The organism is Leptolyngbya sp. FACHB-541 (assembly GCF_014695875.1).
Taxonomy (GTDB): domain Bacteria; phylum Cyanobacteriota; class Cyanobacteriia; order Elainellales; family Elainellaceae; genus JAAUTN01.
This window is the reverse complement of the sequence record NZ_JACJPC010000104.1, coordinates 1-17,021: the sequence shown is the minus strand read 5'-3', so window position 1 is coordinate 17,021 and position 17,021 is coordinate 1. Positions and strand designations below refer to the sequence as shown.

Annotated in this window: 15 protein-coding genes and 1 pseudogene; 8 read left to right on the top strand and 8 right to left on the bottom strand. The window is 46.5% G+C overall.

Annotated features, from left to right (window positions below):
• Positions 1–280 precede the first annotated feature (280 nt).
• Together H6G00_RS22020 and H6G00_RS22015 are read left to right on the top strand one after the other, a co-directional pair.
• Positions 281–586 (top strand): annotated as a pseudogene (locus H6G00_RS22020) (DUF4058 family protein); the annotation flags it as partial.
• The gene (locus H6G00_RS22015; RefSeq protein ID WP_190798383.1) at positions 562–855 is read left to right on the top strand and encodes a DDE-type integrase/transposase/recombinase; all 294 of its coding nucleotides are present in this window, start codon (positions 562–564) and stop codon (positions 853–855) included. The pseudogene H6G00_RS22020 and the gene H6G00_RS22015, both read left to right, overlap by 25 nt.
• Before the next feature lie 129 nt (positions 856–984).
• Here H6G00_RS22015 and H6G00_RS22010 read toward each other — a convergent pair whose 3' ends face one another.
• Positions 985–2,625, bottom strand: coding sequence for a deoxyribodipyrimidine photo-lyase (locus H6G00_RS22010; protein ID WP_190798382.1), 1,641 nt, complete (start codon positions 2,623–2,625; stop codon positions 985–987).
• A gap of 742 nt (positions 2,626–3,367) precedes the next feature.
• Here H6G00_RS22010 and ltrA point away from each other — a divergent pair.
• Positions 3,368–5,152, top strand: coding sequence for a group II intron reverse transcriptase/maturase (gene ltrA, locus H6G00_RS22005; RefSeq protein ID WP_347278213.1), 1,785 nt, complete (start codon positions 3,368–3,370; stop codon positions 5,150–5,152).
• Positions 5,153–5,229: 77 nt separating this feature from the next.
• Here ltrA and H6G00_RS22000 read toward each other — a convergent pair whose 3' ends face one another.
• Together H6G00_RS22000 and H6G00_RS21995 are read right to left on the bottom strand one after the other, a co-directional pair.
• A complete protein-coding gene (locus H6G00_RS22000) occupies positions 5,230–5,577 on the bottom strand; it encodes a hypothetical protein (RefSeq protein WP_190798380.1) in 348 nt (115 codons plus the stop codon).
• Between the two features lie 111 nt (positions 5,578–5,688).
• The gene (locus H6G00_RS21995) at positions 5,689–6,546 is read right to left on the bottom strand and encodes a hypothetical protein (protein ID WP_190798379.1); all 858 of its coding nucleotides are present in this window, start codon (positions 6,544–6,546) and stop codon (positions 5,689–5,691) included.
• 519 nt (positions 6,547–7,065) lie between these two features.
• On the opposite strand from H6G00_RS21995, the gene H6G00_RS21990 reads away from it, so the two are divergent.
• Positions 7,066–8,217, top strand: a complete 1,152-nt coding sequence (locus H6G00_RS21990; RefSeq protein ID WP_190798378.1) for a hypothetical protein — start codon at positions 7,066–7,068, stop codon at positions 8,215–8,217.
• A gap of 535 nt (positions 8,218–8,752) precedes the next feature.
• On the top strand, positions 8,753–9,805 hold the full coding sequence (locus H6G00_RS21985) for a hypothetical protein (RefSeq protein WP_190798377.1): 1,053 nt from the start codon (positions 8,753–8,755) through the stop codon (positions 9,803–9,805).
• 207 nt (positions 9,806–10,012) lie between these two features.
• On the opposite strand, the gene H6G00_RS21980 is transcribed toward H6G00_RS21985, so the two are convergent.
• Genes H6G00_RS21980 through H6G00_RS21970 form a run of 3 tightly spaced genes read right to left on the bottom strand, consistent with a single transcriptional unit; the run spans position 10,013 to position 10,806 of the window.
• Positions 10,013–10,249 (bottom strand): hypothetical protein, encoded by a 237-nt coding sequence (locus tag H6G00_RS21980; protein WP_190798376.1) that lies wholly within the window; start codon positions 10,247–10,249, stop codon positions 10,013–10,015.
• 22 nt (positions 10,250–10,271) lie between these two features.
• The gene (locus H6G00_RS21975) at positions 10,272–10,586 is read right to left on the bottom strand and encodes a hypothetical protein (RefSeq protein WP_190798375.1); all 315 of its coding nucleotides are present in this window, start codon (positions 10,584–10,586) and stop codon (positions 10,272–10,274) included.
• Positions 10,576–10,806, bottom strand: coding sequence for an excalibur calcium-binding domain-containing protein (locus tag H6G00_RS21970; protein ID WP_190640881.1), 231 nt, complete (start codon positions 10,804–10,806; stop codon positions 10,576–10,578). Before H6G00_RS21970 ends, H6G00_RS21975 begins: the two co-directional genes overlap by 11 nt.
• A 252-nt stretch (positions 10,807–11,058) precedes the next feature.
• Here H6G00_RS21970 and H6G00_RS21965 point away from each other — a divergent pair, with 252 nt between their 5' ends.
• A complete protein-coding gene (locus H6G00_RS21965; RefSeq protein ID WP_199318648.1) occupies positions 11,059–11,439 on the top strand; it encodes a hypothetical protein in 381 nt (126 codons plus the stop codon).
• Between the two features lie 218 nt (positions 11,440–11,657).
• A complete protein-coding gene (locus tag H6G00_RS21960) occupies positions 11,658–12,671 on the top strand; it encodes a transposase (protein ID WP_190798374.1) in 1,014 nt (337 codons plus the stop codon).
• A gap of 68 nt (positions 12,672–12,739) precedes the next feature.
• Here the strand turns inward: H6G00_RS21960 and H6G00_RS21955 are convergent, their stop codons facing one another.
• Both H6G00_RS21955 and H6G00_RS21950 read right to left on the bottom strand, forming a co-directional pair.
• Positions 12,740–12,997 carry a hypothetical protein gene (locus tag H6G00_RS21955; protein ID WP_190798373.1) on the bottom strand — a complete coding sequence of 86 codons (258 nt, stop codon included), beginning with the start codon at positions 12,995–12,997 and terminating at the stop codon, positions 12,740–12,742.
• Between the two features lie 34 nt (positions 12,998–13,031).
• Complete coding sequence (locus H6G00_RS21950) at positions 13,032–13,325, bottom strand: hypothetical protein (RefSeq protein WP_190798372.1); 294 nt, start codon at positions 13,323–13,325, stop codon at positions 13,032–13,034.
• A 1,642-nt stretch (positions 13,326–14,967) separates the two neighbouring features.
• On the opposite strand from H6G00_RS21950, the gene H6G00_RS21945 reads away from it, so the two are divergent.
• Complete coding sequence (locus H6G00_RS21945; RefSeq protein WP_190798371.1) at positions 14,968–16,923, top strand: site-specific integrase; 1,956 nt, start codon at positions 14,968–14,970, stop codon at positions 16,921–16,923.
• Positions 16,924–17,021 lie beyond the last annotated feature (98 nt).

Below are 17,021 nucleotides of genomic sequence, written 5' to 3'. Positions count from 1 at the left end.
TATTTAGCATCATTTTGGGGTGAATTGGTTGTGAAGAAAGCTGTTCAACACCAGCTTTTGATTACCTTGCCGACGATTCTATCTACCTCCTCACCGATGAGAACGGCATAACTGACCAATATCTGGGATAAGACAAGCCTAAGACAACTTGAGAATTTGAGAAATAGGAAGGGTCCTAATACTGGCATCTGCTTGGTTTGAGAGTTCGGTCATGCCATCGCCGTTCCTAGGAATGGATTCTTACCTTGAACATCCTGCCTTCTAGTCGTCGTTCCATACCAGACTGATGGTGGCGATCGCGGATGCAATTACCCCTCAATTGAGTTCGCAGTATTATGTTGAAGTGGAATCCCGAACCTATCAAAGTGACGAGAGCGACGAGGAGCTACTGATTGGAATTCCAGATGCGATCATCTTTGCTGGAAAAGCTGGTGCAGCATTGACGGAGTCTCCAATGACAGAAACGACATCCATAACTACCCAATTGCGACCGGAAAAATTTCGTAAAGTGCTCAAAGGTCAGCACACTCCAAGCTCCACGGGTGATCACAGTAGACAAGAATGGCCGCTTACCCAGTGGCAATAGGGACGCTTAAGGAAGAGGAGACAATTGGAGCAGAGACCAAATTAAGGCAAAGCAAATATTTGAATAATGTGATTGAGCAAGCTCATCGGAATATCAAGCGCATCGTGAAACCGATGATGGGATTTAAGACGTTCAATACGGCAAGAAGAACGTTGAGCGGCATCGAAGTGATGAATATGATTCGGAAAGGACAAGTAAAAGGAGTCAAACCAGGGGACAAGATGTCTAGAGTGAAATTTATCGAAGCGATCTTTGAAATTGCTGCTTAAGGGAATGCAAACGACACCGATTGTTTGACCTTAATAAGTTTTTGCGACATAGCCTCATTGACCGGAGAGGCAATCGCCTCACCCGAGCAATTTTGTTTTTGAACCTAAAGCTCGATCACATGTTTCGGCTCACAGCAAACTAAGCTGACCCTCTGGGACAACGACTGGAGGCGGATGATGTGAACTGGAGCGCGGAGCAGTGGTCGTAGTCGTGACAAACCAGGTACGCAGTACACTGGCCTGCTCCGGGTCAAGGGTCTCAAGCGCCAAGGGCGCAGGAAACAGGTTGAGATTCGGTAGTCTTGTCCACGCTAGGTCGCACTCAACACGATCGGCTCCAAACGGGACAACAGTCTGGGGCATAGAAGCCAAATAAGGCACAATATTTGCTGTCTTGAGCAGTTCCTGCCGCTGCTGCTCTAGCTGCCGCACTCGACGCCGCCTTGCCTGTTCATAGTTCAAGATAGGGGCAGGATAGCCCCTTGCCAGCAGCGGCAAACCCAGCTGCTCCGGGGGCAGATGCCTCAGCTCTGGCACCCACTGCTTAATAAACTGCCCTTGCGGGTCAAAGCGATTAACTGCGACCTGTCCAGGGTTGTAGATGCGCGTCCAAGACTGGTCGATGGCTGCTGTAACGCCAGCTTGCATTGCCCACTGGTAATGGTCGATCGGGCAGTCGCCATCGATTAAGTGACGCATGAAATGCAGTGCGCCATAGCGCCAGTCGAACCCCAGCAAGTTGCTCAAGAAGCTAGCGTAGCAGGCGCGGGTGCGAAAGTTGAGCGATTGCCATCCTCCTGTTGCTAAGAGACACCTAGCTGCGGCATCAATGATGGGAAAGCCCGTTTGCCCCTGCTGCCAAGCTTGGTAGAGTGCCTCATCTAGCGGCTCACTTGTTTGCTCCAGAATGGGATAGAGTGAGCGTACTTCCAACTGAGGCAGGTAGCGGAAGCGTTGGGTAAAGCCGCTGTTCCATCGCAGTCTGGCAACAAACTGCTTGCGACTACGCTGTACTCGCTCATCAGGCAAAGGCTTGAGTTGTTGAATGGTCTGATAGCACTCACGCAATGAGATGACGCCAAACTTGAGGTGAGGACTCAGCCCAGAGGTGGCAGTGGCACTGGGGTAAGATAGCTGCCAGTAATAACGATCGCACTTGTCGTCGATGAACTGTTGGAGCAACTGTCGGGCAGCTTGGGTGCTGGCAGGAGGCAGAGTCTTGCCGTTGCAGACGTGTCCCACTTCATCCAGGGTGGGAATGGGTTGACTAGAAATTTCAGGTGGAACAGGAACGTGACTGGGAGCCGGGACGATTGGCGCTTGCATGTCAGCCAACCAGAAGGCACGATACTGCTGAGCGGTAATCAAATCAGGTGTTGTTCCGGGTGGCTCAAACCAGCGAATCTTCAGATTCTGTTCATTCAGGGTAGCGTTGAGGCGAGCATCACGAACGCGACCATAAATACGCTCGCAGTCAGTGTGGGCATAGATGCCGTCTGCTTGCGTTTCCCGGATGAGTTGAGGCAGCACGACAACTGGATCACCAGAGCGCACAATTAGCCGTCCCCCATGCTGTTGCAAATCTGCATCGAGCGATCGCAGGCAGTTAAGCATAAAGGCAACCCGAGCGGGTGCAGTTTCCGGGTGATAGAGGAGGGCGCGATCGAGAATGAACACTGGGATGACTGCACCTCGTTGAGCAGCACGATGGAGCGGTGCATGGTCAGCAATGCGGAGGTCGCGGCGAAACCAGACGATCGTGCGGTTCATAGAAGCAGGCAACACATTGCTTCTAGCTTAACAAAGCATAGGATTGCGTAGTTTCACCTTGGTCAGCTCGGCACGGGAGATTCCCAACTGAGCAGGAGTTAGCCACTGAGCTAGGCACAAAGGTTGTAGTGCGATGTAGAAAGTCGAGTGTTAGAGGATTAAGACAATCCTCCTAAGTGAGCGGAGAGCCGTCTCTCCCAGTGGAATCTGTCCCACTGTCCCCCCGTAAAAGAGTCACCGACTCCGGTCACGCTAGTAGTAAGTGATGAATCTAGTGGAATGCAGACCACGAACGTATCCAAGCCTAGAAGCCTCAATCTGGGTAAGGGCAAGGGGAAGTCTGAAAGGGTTAAGGTAACTGAACCGTTGTTTGAAGCTTCGTCATTTGTGCCAGTCAGTGAAATGGGGCTGAGACACTGAGACCAAAAGGTGAATGGGTGGCTTAACGGCTTGCTACTCCGTTAAGTGACAGATCATAATCCCATCGGAGTGTAGACGGAACCCGACCCGGACGCATCTCAAACACTTGGAACTACAGAAACCCAATGGATTCTCTGGTCTTGAGGTCAGAGTAGGCAAACCGTAAGGAATGCACAACCATCCAGTGGGTAAAGGATGCTGGAGGAAGCGAAAGCTCCTGGTAATGCGGGAGATAGGGGTTCAAACTTTGCCCCGCGTTGAAAGACGGCAGACTTCTAGCAGGTCATCGACGATCAACCGAAGTAAAGGAACCGAATCGCCTGTGAAAGATAGAGTCTGCAAAGACATCGGAGCAGGGAAACCACTGAAAGACTGGGCTGACATTAACTGGAAGCCCGTCAAGAAGCGGGTGAGGAACCTGAGACAACGAATTTATCGTGCCACTCAGCACGGTCAGTGGAATCGGGTGAGAAGCCTGATGAAGCTGATGTTACGCAGTTACTCCAACCTGCTGCTATCGGTGCGACGAATTACTCAAGAAAATCAGGGGAAAGCCACGGCTGGCATCGACCGTCAGACGGCGCTCACCTCCCGGCAACGGGTACAACTAGTTAAGCGAATGCAGGATAAGACCCTATGGCAGGTTCACCCAACCAAACGGGTCTACATTCCAAAAGCAAACGGAAAATTCAGACCATTAGGAATTCCTGCATTAGAAAATCGGGTTGCACAGACGATAGTTAAGAATGCCTTAGAACCAAGTTGGGAAGCCAGATTCGAGAGTCACAGCTACGGGTTCCGCCCCGGTCGCAGTTGTCAGGATGCGATTGAACAATGCTACTTGCGGCTGCGAAGAGGATGTGACACCTGGATTTTGGATGCGGATCTCAAAGGGGCATTTGATCATTTGAGTCACCAGTTTATCCTCGACACGATTGGGCAAGTCCCTGGTCGAGAGTTAATCAAACAATGGCTCAAAGCAGGTTATGTAGAAGCCGAGATGTTCCATGCAACGGATGAAGGCGTTCCTCAAGGAGGAACAGTCTCACCCCTGTTGTTGAACATTGCGTTGAACGGAATGGAACAGTGGTTGTCATCCTATATAACCACTAGAATACATCAACCGTCAGCCAATGCAAAACAGCAAAAGCCCTACAAGAAAACGTCCCCAACCTATGGCTACTGCCGCTATGCAGACGATTTCTTGATTACGGCAAAAACCAAAGCAGACATCGAAGCAATCATCCCGGTTTTGGAAGATTGGTTGAAGGTGCGAGGGTTAGAACTGAACTGGGAAAAGACCCGGATCGTGTCTGTCCAACAGGGCTGCCACTTCTTGGGCTTCACCATTCGGCATCTCCAGCACAAGTGTCTCTGCCGACCGCAAAAGGAGAAGGTGAAAACCCTCCTCAAGCGGGTTCGGGAGTGGCTGAGAGCAAATCCCTCAGTGACTCCAGCAGCAGTCATTCACTACCTCAATCCCATCTTGCGAGGCTGGGGCAACTACTATAAACATGGAGTCAGCAAAGCGGTGTTTAGTTATGTGGACAGCCAAATCTGGAACGTGATCTGGAGATGGTGCCGCAGGCGACACCCAAACAAGGGCAAATGGTGGATTGCCAGTAAGTACTTCAGAACCTTCAAAGGGCGGAAGTGGACATTTGCCACAACTGCTCTTGACCGGGCAGGAGAGCGGAAAACGCTATCGATTGTTCGATTAGCAGAGATTCCAATTCAACGCCATGTCAAGGTCAAAGGAACGGCATCACCAGATGATCCGAGTCTGCATGGTTACTGGCAACATCGTCAAACCCGATATGGCAAAACCTACTGGGACAAGGGCTCAAAGTACTATCGAGTTGCCCAGAGCCAAAACTGGCGATGTCCAGTATGTCATGACTCATTGTTTAACGGAGAAGCACTGCATACTCATCACCGGGTACAGGTGAAAGATGGCGGTACAGATAAAGAGGAGAATTTAATTCACCTTCATCAAGCCTGCCATCAACAAGTGCATCGCGTGGGAGCAGTCTTGGGTGACAGATGGCTTGAGCCGCTTGATGGGACGACTGTCACGAGCGGTTCTGAGGGGAGGGGGACACGGTGACGTGTTCCCTCTTACCCGACAAGCTGCATCCAAACGCCACGCAGCCTCTGAAATGACTGAGTAGTAAGTGATCCAGCTTAAAAAAACGGAAAATTGCAACTTCCCCGTAAATGATGATTGAACTCCTCATATAACTTACGACAGAATCGGGTTTCAGGCTCCTTTTGCTCAAAAACTTGCCCATAAATGGCTGTTTTTCGGGATGTTTTAATCGAGTCCGGGTCAGATTCCCCGCTGCTCTGCAGCGAAGCATCGGGATTGCAATCCGAATCCGGATTCGGGAGCAAATCTGCTTCCATACCCCGCCTGCTCTGCAGCGGGGTTCGTTGATTTAAATCGCAAAAATTTTTCTGAAACCCCTGCCTCATGAAGGTTTCAAGCATCGCGTGGCGTTTAAATGCAGCTTCGCTACCTTTATGCCACATAGAAGCAGGCAACTTTAGAGGCTATACCAAGCGAAGATTTCAAGAATTGATGGCAATAAAAAGCGTTTATCGTGCTTACACCTCATTCTTGCAACATACCTCTCGAAAAGATTACGATTTTGCTTCTTCCTGGTTCTCAAGCAATTGTTCCAAAGATAGTTCGTCCCCTGTATCAAACCAGGTTTGGAAATGTTCATCGAGATACGAGAAACTCCTCAAGGTTCTTGTGCGAAGTTCTGCTATTTGTCCTTCAGGGAATAGCCATAGCGCTTTCACTTTCACCCATTGAAAAACGCCATCGCCAACAGAATTGTCATCTTTATTCCAAAAATATCTACCTGTCATCGTCGTGCCTCTTGACAGAACATAGAACTGAAAGCAACCGAAATGCCTTGAGTTAACGTTTCTCCAAATTCCAAGCAAATAATTATCACAAAGTTCTGCTGTCAACTCATGAATATAAGGAGTTTGATTTGTACTCGAAGCCCCTAAAATGTTTTCTCCTATAAACTTATCTTCACTAAGTTTGAAGTACTCAAGGTTATACTGTGCGCGCTCACTATCCTTTCTTTGAAAGGTGAATCGCGATAACCATATTCCAGAAGTAAGGTTTTGTAGTACATGAGATAACTCCTTGTTGGAGGAGAAACTTGTTGCTTCTGGCGTTTTACCTTCTGACACTCGAGCAATACTTTCCTCGTAAGAGCAACCGAGCAGTACCCAACAGAAACCATTTACAGTTTTTCGGTTATAAGTCGCTTCAGGTTTAAATTGAAAGAATTTAGCAACAGTTTTTGTACAAGGGCAGCCTCTGCCGATTTTATCTTCGTACTTTCCCCAGTCGCTTTGTAGTTGGTTATACCAATTGCCGACCCGGAAACCATTTCCAGTAATGTATTTCTTCTCCTTAACTGCTGCTCTGAGCATGTCATTCAAAAGAGGAAGGATAGGACCTTTTCCTGGAATCATCTTTCATAGTCGTAAATGCCTCTGACCTTTGTCTGCCAAATCAAGAAACTTTTCAAGATTAAACCAGGAAGTTTACGGAAAGATTATAGGAACTTTCTTCAAAGGATTCGCAGGACAGCCGCTCAACTCTCACATACTGACGCTTCACGGCATAGAAACTTTGCCGCCTTTAATCATTACCAGAGAATAATTTAAGTAATTTTTATCTTTAAAAAGTTCCAGTGGATTTTGTGCGTTTCTGATTCTAATTAGCAATCCATAGTTATGCTGAATAGCAACTGTCATTCTTGAGCAGGAAGTAGAGAACTAGATTGCAACCAGCAAGATGAGTTTTATAAGAAAAAGCTTTGCTCATCTAGCTAGGTTCTCTTGTAAGAAGTGCAGAATACTCGCACGTCACTTAGTTAACTTACTGTTGCGTAACAGCTAGATCTCTGTTGCGGCGTATTCATAGTTGCTTCACCTCTACTAAGGAACTTGCCGTTGGTTCGCTAGAATTCAATCAATGGGGGCACTAACATGACTCAGAAGAAACTCGGGTTATTCTCTAGCATCGGTATCAAGTCACATAATTTAATGATTTGTCTTGCGGCAACCACAAAGCGAAACGCTCGACTGTCTATTCAGAATTTTTTAAGTTTCCTCTGTACCGCGTTGTTAATATTCGCTGCGAGTCCAAGTGGTGCGAATCCAAGTGATGCCAGTTCTGAACCTTACATAGGGTTGTCTGCTTTTGCTGCTATGAATCCATCTTTCCCCTGTGATAGCTGGTTAAGAACTACGCGAGGTCTTAACAAACCTGCCATGGCGGTTCTATGGGGAACATTTGGAAATAGCGGAGCGTGTATGGAACGATTCTTATATCAAAATAGAAATAGACCGCATTTGCTAGAAATCCATTTCTCCAATCAAACTTGCCTAGAAGTGGAAGATGGAAGAAGATGTGAAGATGGCGAATTACTGCGCTTTAATGAGCGTAGGCAACCGGCTAATACTCAGGACTTCAACCAGGAGGTGTTGCAAAATCCAGCGCTTCAAAACAGAATTAGAGACCGCATCAGGCGTATTAATCAGTGGTTAATTACACACAAAAACTCAAATACCAAAGCAGTCGTTTCACTTGGGCTTGAAGATGAGTATTCGTTAGAAGCCTTCGAAAAAATTGTCAATCTTTTTCAGGAAGTTAATAGGGAAACACCTCTGGACTTTGAAACAGTTCGTAGTCCAGAGATCTATGAGTATTCTCTCGAAGCTGCTCGTTTTGCAGGGTATACAGGATATCTAGAGTTACACCCAGGCTCTCCAACAGAAACCCCGGATTTATCTCAATATCCTATTTGGACGCCTCCAGATGGTCAACCCCCAGCAAAACCAACATACTGCATTACTAATCTTGATGGTGTTTCAACACCGAGAGACGGAGGTGTTAGCAAGTCAGTTAGTTTTGAGCAGGCAAAAGGCTTCATTACAAGACACCATGATTGCATGGCTGTGTTTTTGTGGCATGCACCATTACAAGGACTACAACCTGTACTAGGACCACGACCTGGTGATGGAGCCTATCGTCCAACGAACGCTGTTCCACGAGAACGTGAATTTACAATTGATTCAGGTTTGATACGTAGATTTAACTGTGCAATGAGAACTTGGAGAAATGACAGCAGATGCTAGGCTAACATGCTCAATCCTTCCTCATACATCGTAGGAGTTTGTCTTTATAGCAGTTGTGAGCAAGCAGGTAATTTGGTGCGACTGGCACATCAATAGGGCAACCCGTCAACATAGCTTTCTGTGAGGAGTGTGACGGGTTGCATGTAACGGAGGTGTGGTCAGGATAGCTGTAATTTGACGCACGAGAGTCGAAAACGCTTGATTCTATATGTCCCCTAACCGGATTTCCATAGAAACAAGTAGTTTTAGACTCCATACCAAGCAAAGGTTTCAAGAGCTGGCGTCACTAGAAGCGTTTATCCTGATTACACCCTGTGGCGCTCGATCTGGTTATGGTAAAGCTGAACGCTAGGACAGGGAACAATCTGAAGCCACTACCGTTAGTTCCTGAACTTGTCTAGTTCTTATCTATCAGGAGGAACAACCATATAGACTTCCCTTGCCTAGATGATACTTCTGCAAATGCAGGTAATCCAGATTTTGCTTCTCAATCACTTTCTAAGTCATTCAACAACAAGTTAAAAGGTGGAAAAGAATGAGTATTCGAAAACTTTTTTTTCGCTTCTTTGCTGTTCTTGCTGTAGTTTTAGCCGTTCAGTGGTATTTCACGGGTAATGCAAGTGCACAGAGATATCAACCCAACAATCTTTGGAATGGTCGAGCACGTTTATCAGTGGATAGTCGCTTTTTTGGGGAAAGTTTTGGAATGCATTTCATTTCCACCTGGTTAGAGGGCAATACGCTTTATACATACTACATTGGATCTAATAAAAGGCGAGATAGAGATGGGTATGAAGATGAGCGCCGTGCTACTGGATTAGCATTGACAACAGATGGAGTAAATTTTGTAGACCAAGGCACTGTTATCAATGTTGGCTCTGATGGCACCTGGGACGATATCATGGCTTCCTTCCCTGGTGTTTGGAAGTTGACCAGAAATCGTTGGGCTGTAGTTTATGAAGGAGCAGGTCAATCGCCAGGAGATATTGGTCTCGCACTTTCCCCTGACGGACGCAACTTTACAAAAGATGCTAATCCTATCCTTCGCCATGCTATAAGGCAAGCAAACGATCCCCAGGTTGATCTTCAATGGGAGAGAAACAACATTGGAACACCATCGCTGTATGTTGTAAATGGGACACGTTATCTCTTCTACCATGGTTTTGGTAGGTCCTGGGAAAGAGGCAGTCCAGATGATTGCCAGGTTGGAGTGGCTATAGGGACAGATTTACGAAATATGCGTCGTTATGAAGGCAACCCGATCTTAACTACTGGTCCTAGTGGTTCCTGGGACAGCGGTACTATTGGCAAAAGGGATATTATAAGAGGTTCTGACGGTTGGTATTACATGGTTTATGAGGGGAGTACTGATCAACCCTATGACAAGGCTCAATGGAGTGTTGGATTAGCTCGTAGTCGGAACCTTCTTAACTGGGAAAAGTTCGCCTCCAACCCGATTCTGCCACAAACACCTAGTAGTTTTGGCTATGACGGTCCTGAATGGGTTCGTACCCCTGATGGAGGTTTGCATATATATTTCCGACATCCGAATGGTCAAACGAGTCGAGCCACATTTGTTAGGAGATAAGTGCAATTATGATTTACGGGCAAGTTGTAATTTTTTAGAATTTTTAACTGGATTGCTTACGGCTCAAGTCTTTGAGCGCTCGCGTGGTGCTTCGTTGCAGCTAGTCGAGTAAGAGGGAACACGGTGACGTGTTCCCTCTTACTCGACCATTTTCGGCGGAAAAGTGTGCAAACGTAAGTGAGTTACCTGAAGAACTGATCTCTCGCTCTATCCTTTCAGCACCACTTCAAACCCCTGACTTTGCTCCAACTCCTCTAGTAGAGGCACTTGTCCAGCCCCAAACAGATACAAAGACTTCTGAGCGCAAGTCATTGCTACGTAAAGCTGCCGCCGAGGCAGAGCAGTTTGTTCTGCCTCGATTGAGAACCTGTCGCCAAACTGCTCAACCCATAGGATCAGCACAACCTTAAACTCCAACCCTAGGGTAGAGAGGGCAGCTACCAAGCGCACACCCCCTCGTCTAACACTATAAGTTTCCTTCAACTTCCGATTTTCGGACACCTAATAGCAACTCAACCCCCGTTCGTCTAACTGCTAGCCCATCCTTTGGCGTGTGAGGCCAGGCAGCCCGTCTGACTACCACTAGGACCTCAGTACCTGGTGTAAGATTGGTTTTGTCACTGGGGAAAATGCGCGGGATCTGAAGCGGTGAAGGGAGACTGATCCACAACGGCGATCGCCCAGCAGAAGAGCTTGGATTGGCAAGGGGGCTGTCTGTCCTCTTTAACCGAGGCGACAGGAATGGTTGTTCAATCCCCAACTTACTGGGTTTAGGCTTCACAGCCAATGCCGTCTTTATCTCTATCAAACTTGTGGGGGTCAGGTTGCAACACTCTAAAGTTGGTGGCACTGACATCGGCACAATCGAGATCCGGTGGAGCAGGAGCAATGCAAACATCTGGGTAACTCGGATCACAGTTCTGCTGTGCCCTGCTAGGTTGAGCAAATAGCAGCACTAGACTAACGGTGAACGCGAGTAACGCATACAAAAAATTCTTCATCTCTTTCTAAACCCTAACTTTCAGCGTTTAGCGTGCCCAGAACTAGAGAGCTCTAAACAACGGTGGGATACGCGGTAATAATGCAACCCAATATGACAGAACTAATCGGAGGAGGAAGGCGATCGCCCCAAAGGGAGAACTGCTTCGCATCGCCCTGGTTTGTCCTTTGCCTTAACCCTCAGTGACCACAAGAGGCAGGATTGAAGAGACAAAGTTGGGCATTCTGGAGCGGTACTGTCCCCTTGTTCTTCTATGAATGGCATCCTACGCAGAGTCCAGTCCAGCTTGTCAGCACTACTGCCCAAAAGTAGTTCTGATCGTCCAACAATCAGCAGCTATGGACAGGAGGAGAGTAACCTGACTCCTGAAGAGATGCAGCCTGTCATGGAGTGGCTATTTTTGAGCCTATTTAATGCTGGGTATTTTGGTCGCTCTCACCTGTTCTGGTTGCAACCCGAAGGAAGCGTGGAGTTAAACCGATTATTGCAGCAGTTGCATCGGCAGGGAGAACCCGTTTTAGCCTATCGGTGTGGCGCTCGCACTTCACCACCGCCAGCAGAGTTCTACTGGCGGTTGATGTCGGAACATCCCTCCATGAGGATTTACCAACTTGAAGTGAAGCAGGATGACTAGCCCATCCTATCTGAGCCATCAAGTCAGTGAGTTCTGCAAACTCCTGGAGAGAAGCGATCGCTACGTCAAACTGCTGCCAAAGCAGGCGTAGTGCGAAGAATCAAAGCCACGCTGGATAAGCGGTACAGGACTTACGCAGCGGCACTAGGGATAGGGGGTGGTTAAGTTGAGCTATGCTCGCTACAGTTCCAGTATGAGTGCATCAAACAGCGATTGCGATGACATTTACTAAGCTGGACTACTGCCAATATTTGTTGAGTAGCCAAACCAACTTTACGCTGACTCATCTAGCGGAGCATTTGCAGCAATTCAGCCACGATGCGATTAACCGTTACCTGAGCAGTGAAAAGCTGACCCCTCGTCTGTTGTGGGAGCAGGTCAAACCGCTGATTGTTCCAGATGCAGCAGGATACTTGATTTTCGATGACACTGTTTTGGATAAACGATTCAGCCAATCGATTGAACTGGTCAGGCGACAGTATAGTGGCAACGAACATCGGGTGATTCGCGGCATTGGGTTGATTAGTTGTCTGTACGTCAATGCCAGCACAGGAGAATTTTGGGTGGTTGACTACCGCTTGTACAACCCGGATGGGGATGGCAACAGTAAGCTTGACCATGTTCAAGACATGCTCAAAGGTGCGGTTTTCTCCAAGCAGTTACCGTTTGCGATTGTGCTGATGGACAGTTGGTACGCCACCAAGAAGTTGATGGCTCAAATTGAGGATCTCGCTAAGGTCTACTACTGCCCCTTGAAAACAAACCGCTTAGTGGATGATAGCGGTGGCGATGAGCCATACAAGCGAGTTGACCAACTGGGCTGGAGTGCGACCGAAGCTACACAAGGCAAGTTGGTTAAGCTACGAGGTTTTCCCAAGGACAAGAAGGTGAAATTGTTCCGTGTCATTGTCTCTACCGACAAGACGGAGTTTGTCGTCACAAACGACTTGACTCAAAACTCAACGCATGACACACAACAGGTGTGTGCCATGCGTTGGAAGATTGAGCAGTTTCATCGGGAAGTCAAACAAACGACGGGTATCGAATCGTGTCAATGCCGTAAGCAGCGAATCCAGCGCAATCATATCGCTTGTGCTTTGCTCGTTTGGACCCGCTTGAAGCAGCTTGCTCAGGCTACGGCAACCAGCATCTATCAACTCAAGAGCAGACTGTTATCCCACTATTTGATTGGGCAACTCAAATCACCCACTCTTGCTATGAAATTGGGCTAAGCTGACCACCACATTTAGTACATCTGCGTAAGTCCTGCGGTATTACAAAGTTTGACGCAAACAAGGGTTTAGAGGATATCCGTCTCCCATTGGTCTGACTTCAGCACTGCGGTTGCACCATGCTCGGTAACGAGGTAGTCGGTATCTGCCGTATCTAGCATGATCCTTACCGAGCTAGCCTCAGCACCATGAACTGACTCTAATTCACCATCAGAACTATTGCCCCGCTCAAGGGCAGCGATCGCCTCCGGGTCTCCCTGCTGCGCTAATACGGTCAGCAGGTTGATGACGGTTTGGTTAACCGATTTGGATACTGGTTCTGACATGATTCAACCTTCGTGCAGTAATTGACCCAAGATTCTACTGCATCGCTGCATCATTGCCCATACTTTTCAACCTCTGCGCGATCGCCTGGGGGTTGAACGTTTTGAGTAGACTCGCCCATGTCATGAGCTTGGTGCTAGAGACCTGGCTAAAGCGGCTTTGGGAGCCGTAGAAAGTTTTAGTGTCCTCACCGATAAAAGCTTGAGTTAGCCCAGGACATGAATGGCAACTGGGTGCCCCTGATTGAACAGGGTGTCGATGCCACTCACTCCCTGCCAGTCTTCCTGGACAACTGAACCTAACTTTAGACACTCCTACCCGTCGTTGCATTTTTAAGCTTTGTGTAACCTGAAGAATCAGTGACTCCTTTGGTGATGCTCTACGCCGATGACGGGTCAGGTCGCTACATCTACACTTACGGCGGTCGCTACCGCATCTCCACTTAACCAAACGTTACCCCCATAGCTCAAGATTAAGCAACCCAGCCTGAGGAGGAGCTAGAGAAGACTTGGGAGGGGAGGGTTGCCTTTGCACAGCAGTGGAAAAAAAGGCAAGTATCCCCTTTTCACTGAAAGCAGCCCATATCAACGCAAGATCAAGCTTCTGTAGGATCAACTGTTCCAGAAATCATTAGAAATGGCTTAATCTAATTAATTGATCAGGCATACATTAGAGCGATCGCTAAAACCTCTGACCTGTAAAGGTTTCAGCCTCAGCAGTCATTTTTTCTCTGCTGCAACTCACAGAATGAGCTATTTGTTCAGGTCCTAACTGCCATTTCCATTTTAAATGGACGAGGTCGAGCTTGGCTCAGAAGTGAGTGATTACCTCTTCTTTAGTCCTGGCTAAACCCATTGAGCGATCGCCAACTCAACGTACAATTCAAACCTACCTACAGTTTGAAAGTGGTTTACGCTCTCCAAAAACTCACACCAGGAATAGTCTAATTAGCTAGAGACACCGACATCCAACAACGGCAAATCACCTAACAGCTAATACCTATATCAAAACTTCTTACGATATCCAAGGTTTTCAACTCTCCCCAAATCAATGAAAACTATGGAGCGTGCCGTAGCAAGAAGATTACTGGATATCGTTTGGGCTGGAGTGGAGGAAAGGCAACGATTTGATCCGAATTAAAAAGTAAAACAGTAGACTGCTTGCTAACTAACCAGCGTGTTCTCGCCATCCTTAGGACCAATATACTAAAAAGCTTTTTCCTTTGCTAATTTCCTTATAAAAATACAAATCTACCTATCATCCTTTGTTCTCAAAATAACTTTTATAGAAGCAAGCTTTAATTAATTTGTTGAAAATCCAAATGAAGGTTGTCAGTTGTGACTGATGAGAACCAGAGTTGATCAAAAAGTCACTTATTTAGTAGTCGACTTAGTATTACTATAATTCTTCTAATTATGAACTGTAAGCTTTGATTAATTGCTCTGTATTACAGTATTTTGCTCCTCATGCCTAAAAAACTCTTTAAAATCCATATATGTATTATTTTTTACTTTTAATTCTATGGTTTTTAAGCTTCATGATTATTGAAAACCTCCTCATATAGCGAAAATTTCTGCTCTTCTCTTGTTAAAGGACTATCTATCTAAGTACTAAATATAACTTTTAATTCTAAGTAAATTCATGTATTAATCCTCAAGTTTTTGCTTGCTTTTGCATAATAGCTCTTGAAGAAATGTGAGGCTAGGTGTTAGCAAATATCTAAAATTCGGGATTGACTTCTCAAGTTATGCGATCTACGTTTTATTCGTACTGAAGCTTAAATTGCTTCACCGATTAAAGGTTTGAACTGCTTAAATTAATTGTTTTGTTCGGACCCTTGTAGGAATTGCGGCTCTAAAGAAGAAGCAATTCGACACGCGGTTTAACTTCTTGATGCGATCAAAGCAGATCAATCGTAAAAGCTTCTAAGCACTTAAGCCAGGACACCTTACAGACTCATTAAGTGAAAACTATGACGATTACCAAACCCAGTCTTACTTATGCGTTCAGTTCTTGTGGCAAATCTGACTTTGAAAATAATACTGCAACGCAGAAATTTCTTCGCAGCGTTTTCAAACTCTATATTTTAGAGACGTTAGGATTCAAAACTAGGAGCATGACTCGTAGAGAATTCAAGGTATTCTGCGACAATCTACTGCTTACTCACCTAGCAAAAGAACTAGTGAAATACCGCGAAAAGGAAGAACAAAGTCAACTGCTCGCTTCATTAGGCAAAACGCTACCTCTTTTGCCGTTGTCTGAAAGCAGGCTAGTGAGCTTGATATTGATAATCTTCGATCGCAAGTTTGATGCAGCAGTTGCCGATGGCGCGACTAGCAAGGGGACAAAACGTAATTATCGCGCGGCTTTGAACCAATTTTTGAAACGGTTGGATGAACAGGTTTTTTGGCAAATACTTGATCCAAGTCAGTTTCCAGAAATACTTCCTCCTTCAGTTACGCCAGATAAACGCCCACCTTCGAGGCAGCAGTTTCCTGCTTATGGCTTGCAGGACGCAGAGTTTCTAGAGCATTTGCGGGAGGAAATTAAGCAGTTCAGGAAGTTTTGGACTACAGGAGGTGAACCAGCCTGGTCTGAGCTACGTAGAATTTTACATGCTGCTGGGGAGAGAAGCGGCCGCCGACCCAATGTTCAAAAGAAGTCTGAAGCAACCTTTGACAAGGATACTAAACAGTTGATTCGCCGGTTTATGGGGTGGTGTGTCCTTCAAGGAAAGTCATTGGAAGAGCTGAGCTTGAAGCTTTTGACTGATCTTATACTTGTGGAGGACTATAATCGCTGGTTGGTAGAAAAACGTGAGTGCACTCATAAGACAGGAATGCATTTGACAGAGATATCCATTGCCTTACTAAAGTGGTTCAATTTTGACAAAGTAAAGCGACAAAACTGGACTGATATTGAGCTGATTGTTGATTTTCGAGACCTCCACAGTGAATTTAAGCAGAAATATAAGCAAGAGAAGAAGAAGTCTAATAAACAGAGGTGGAGAACGAAAAACTTACTTCATGAACAATTACAGCAAATCTGCCTTCAGCTAAAGAAAAACTTAGCTCCCTTTCGTGGCGTATCTGCTAAGGGTTCAGGTAAACGAGTCAAGGGAGCAAGACGCTCACCTTCAGCTATCCTCTGGTCTTGGCAGGTATATTTGCTAGTTAAAATACTTACTTATCTTCCCGTGCGGACGCATGAGATCCCTCAGTTTGAAACAAGCATAACCCTGTATCGTGAAATTGATAAACAAGGGAAGCCGATTTACATAGCTCGCGAAATTCATCACAAACAGGAGTATATAACAGGAGAAACACGAGACTACGTACTACCTAGCATCCTGACCTCGGATCTAGATGTATGGATTCAAATTGAGCGTCCAAAGATCCAGCAAGCAACACAAACGCTAGGAGGCTGGCTGGCCTTCACGGGACACAAACTTGAGGACTTGGAGAAATTGCAGCAGCGCCTTGAAACAGCTAGGCAAGACAAAAGTGGAGATAAAACAAAATACATCAAGAATCTGGAAACTCGTTTAAGAAGCCTTCAACACCGAGTTGACGCTTGGCAATCTGCCAAAACTAACATTGAAGGCAACAAACACTTGTTTGTTATGTTTTCAAAAGGGAATCCAAAGAACTTCGGTAAACCTCTCCCTTTATCATCTATTTACGGAATGGTTGTTACTGCCACTTCCAGAGCTTCTAAGCAGCTCTTCGAGCAATCATACCATGTCAATCCTCATGCCTTTCGTCATATTGCTGCAGCGCGCATTCGGGAGGTCGGAGGTGATGCAGAGGCACTAAGTGCAGCTATGAATCACAGCAAAGAAATGGGAGATATGTACGCTGCCCAAATTGAGGACGGGTCTGATCGTCGTAAAAACATAGATGGTTGGTGGCAGGGGTTTGTAAAGTAGTTTGTGTCAAGAGAAGAATATTAGATTGGGAACCTGCCCTCAAATTCAATGGCAAAGCGATTGAGAGCAGCTTTCCAATCTCGGATGGGCATCGTCCA

Excerpts from the sequence above, each read along its gene's own strand:
- H6G00_RS22015 (WP_190798383.1), top strand. The coding sequence starts at position 562 with ATGGCCGCTTACCCAGTGGCAATAGGGACGCTTAAGGAAGAGGAGACA.
- H6G00_RS22010 (WP_190798382.1), bottom strand. The coding sequence starts at position 2,625 with ATGAACCGCACGATCGTCTGGTTTCGCCGCGACCTCCGCATTGCTGAC.
- H6G00_RS22000 (WP_190798380.1), bottom strand. The coding sequence starts at position 5,577 with ATGTGGCATAAAGGTAGCGAAGCTGCATTTAAACGCCACGCGATGCTT.
- H6G00_RS21995 (WP_190798379.1), bottom strand. The coding sequence starts at position 6,546 with ATGATTCCAGGAAAAGGTCCTATCCTTCCTCTTTTGAATGACATGCTC.
- H6G00_RS21990 (WP_190798378.1), top strand. The coding sequence starts at position 7,066 with ATGACTCAGAAGAAACTCGGGTTATTCTCTAGCATCGGTATCAAGTCA.
- H6G00_RS21985 (WP_190798377.1), top strand. The coding sequence starts at position 8,753 with ATGAGTATTCGAAAACTTTTTTTTCGCTTCTTTGCTGTTCTTGCTGTA.
- H6G00_RS21970 (WP_190640881.1), bottom strand. The coding sequence starts at position 10,806 with ATGAAGAATTTTTTGTATGCGTTACTCGCGTTCACCGTTAGTCTAGTG.
- H6G00_RS21965 (WP_199318648.1), top strand. The coding sequence starts at position 11,059 with ATGAATGGCATCCTACGCAGAGTCCAGTCCAGCTTGTCAGCACTACTG.
- H6G00_RS21960 (WP_190798374.1), top strand. The coding sequence starts at position 11,658 with ATGACATTTACTAAGCTGGACTACTGCCAATATTTGTTGAGTAGCCAA.
- H6G00_RS21955 (WP_190798373.1), bottom strand. The coding sequence starts at position 12,997 with ATGTCAGAACCAGTATCCAAATCGGTTAACCAAACCGTCATCAACCTG.
- H6G00_RS21950 (WP_190798372.1), bottom strand. The coding sequence starts at position 13,325 with ATGCAACGACGGGTAGGAGTGTCTAAAGTTAGGTTCAGTTGTCCAGGA.
- H6G00_RS21945 (WP_190798371.1), top strand. The coding sequence starts at position 14,968 with ATGACGATTACCAAACCCAGTCTTACTTATGCGTTCAGTTCTTGTGGC.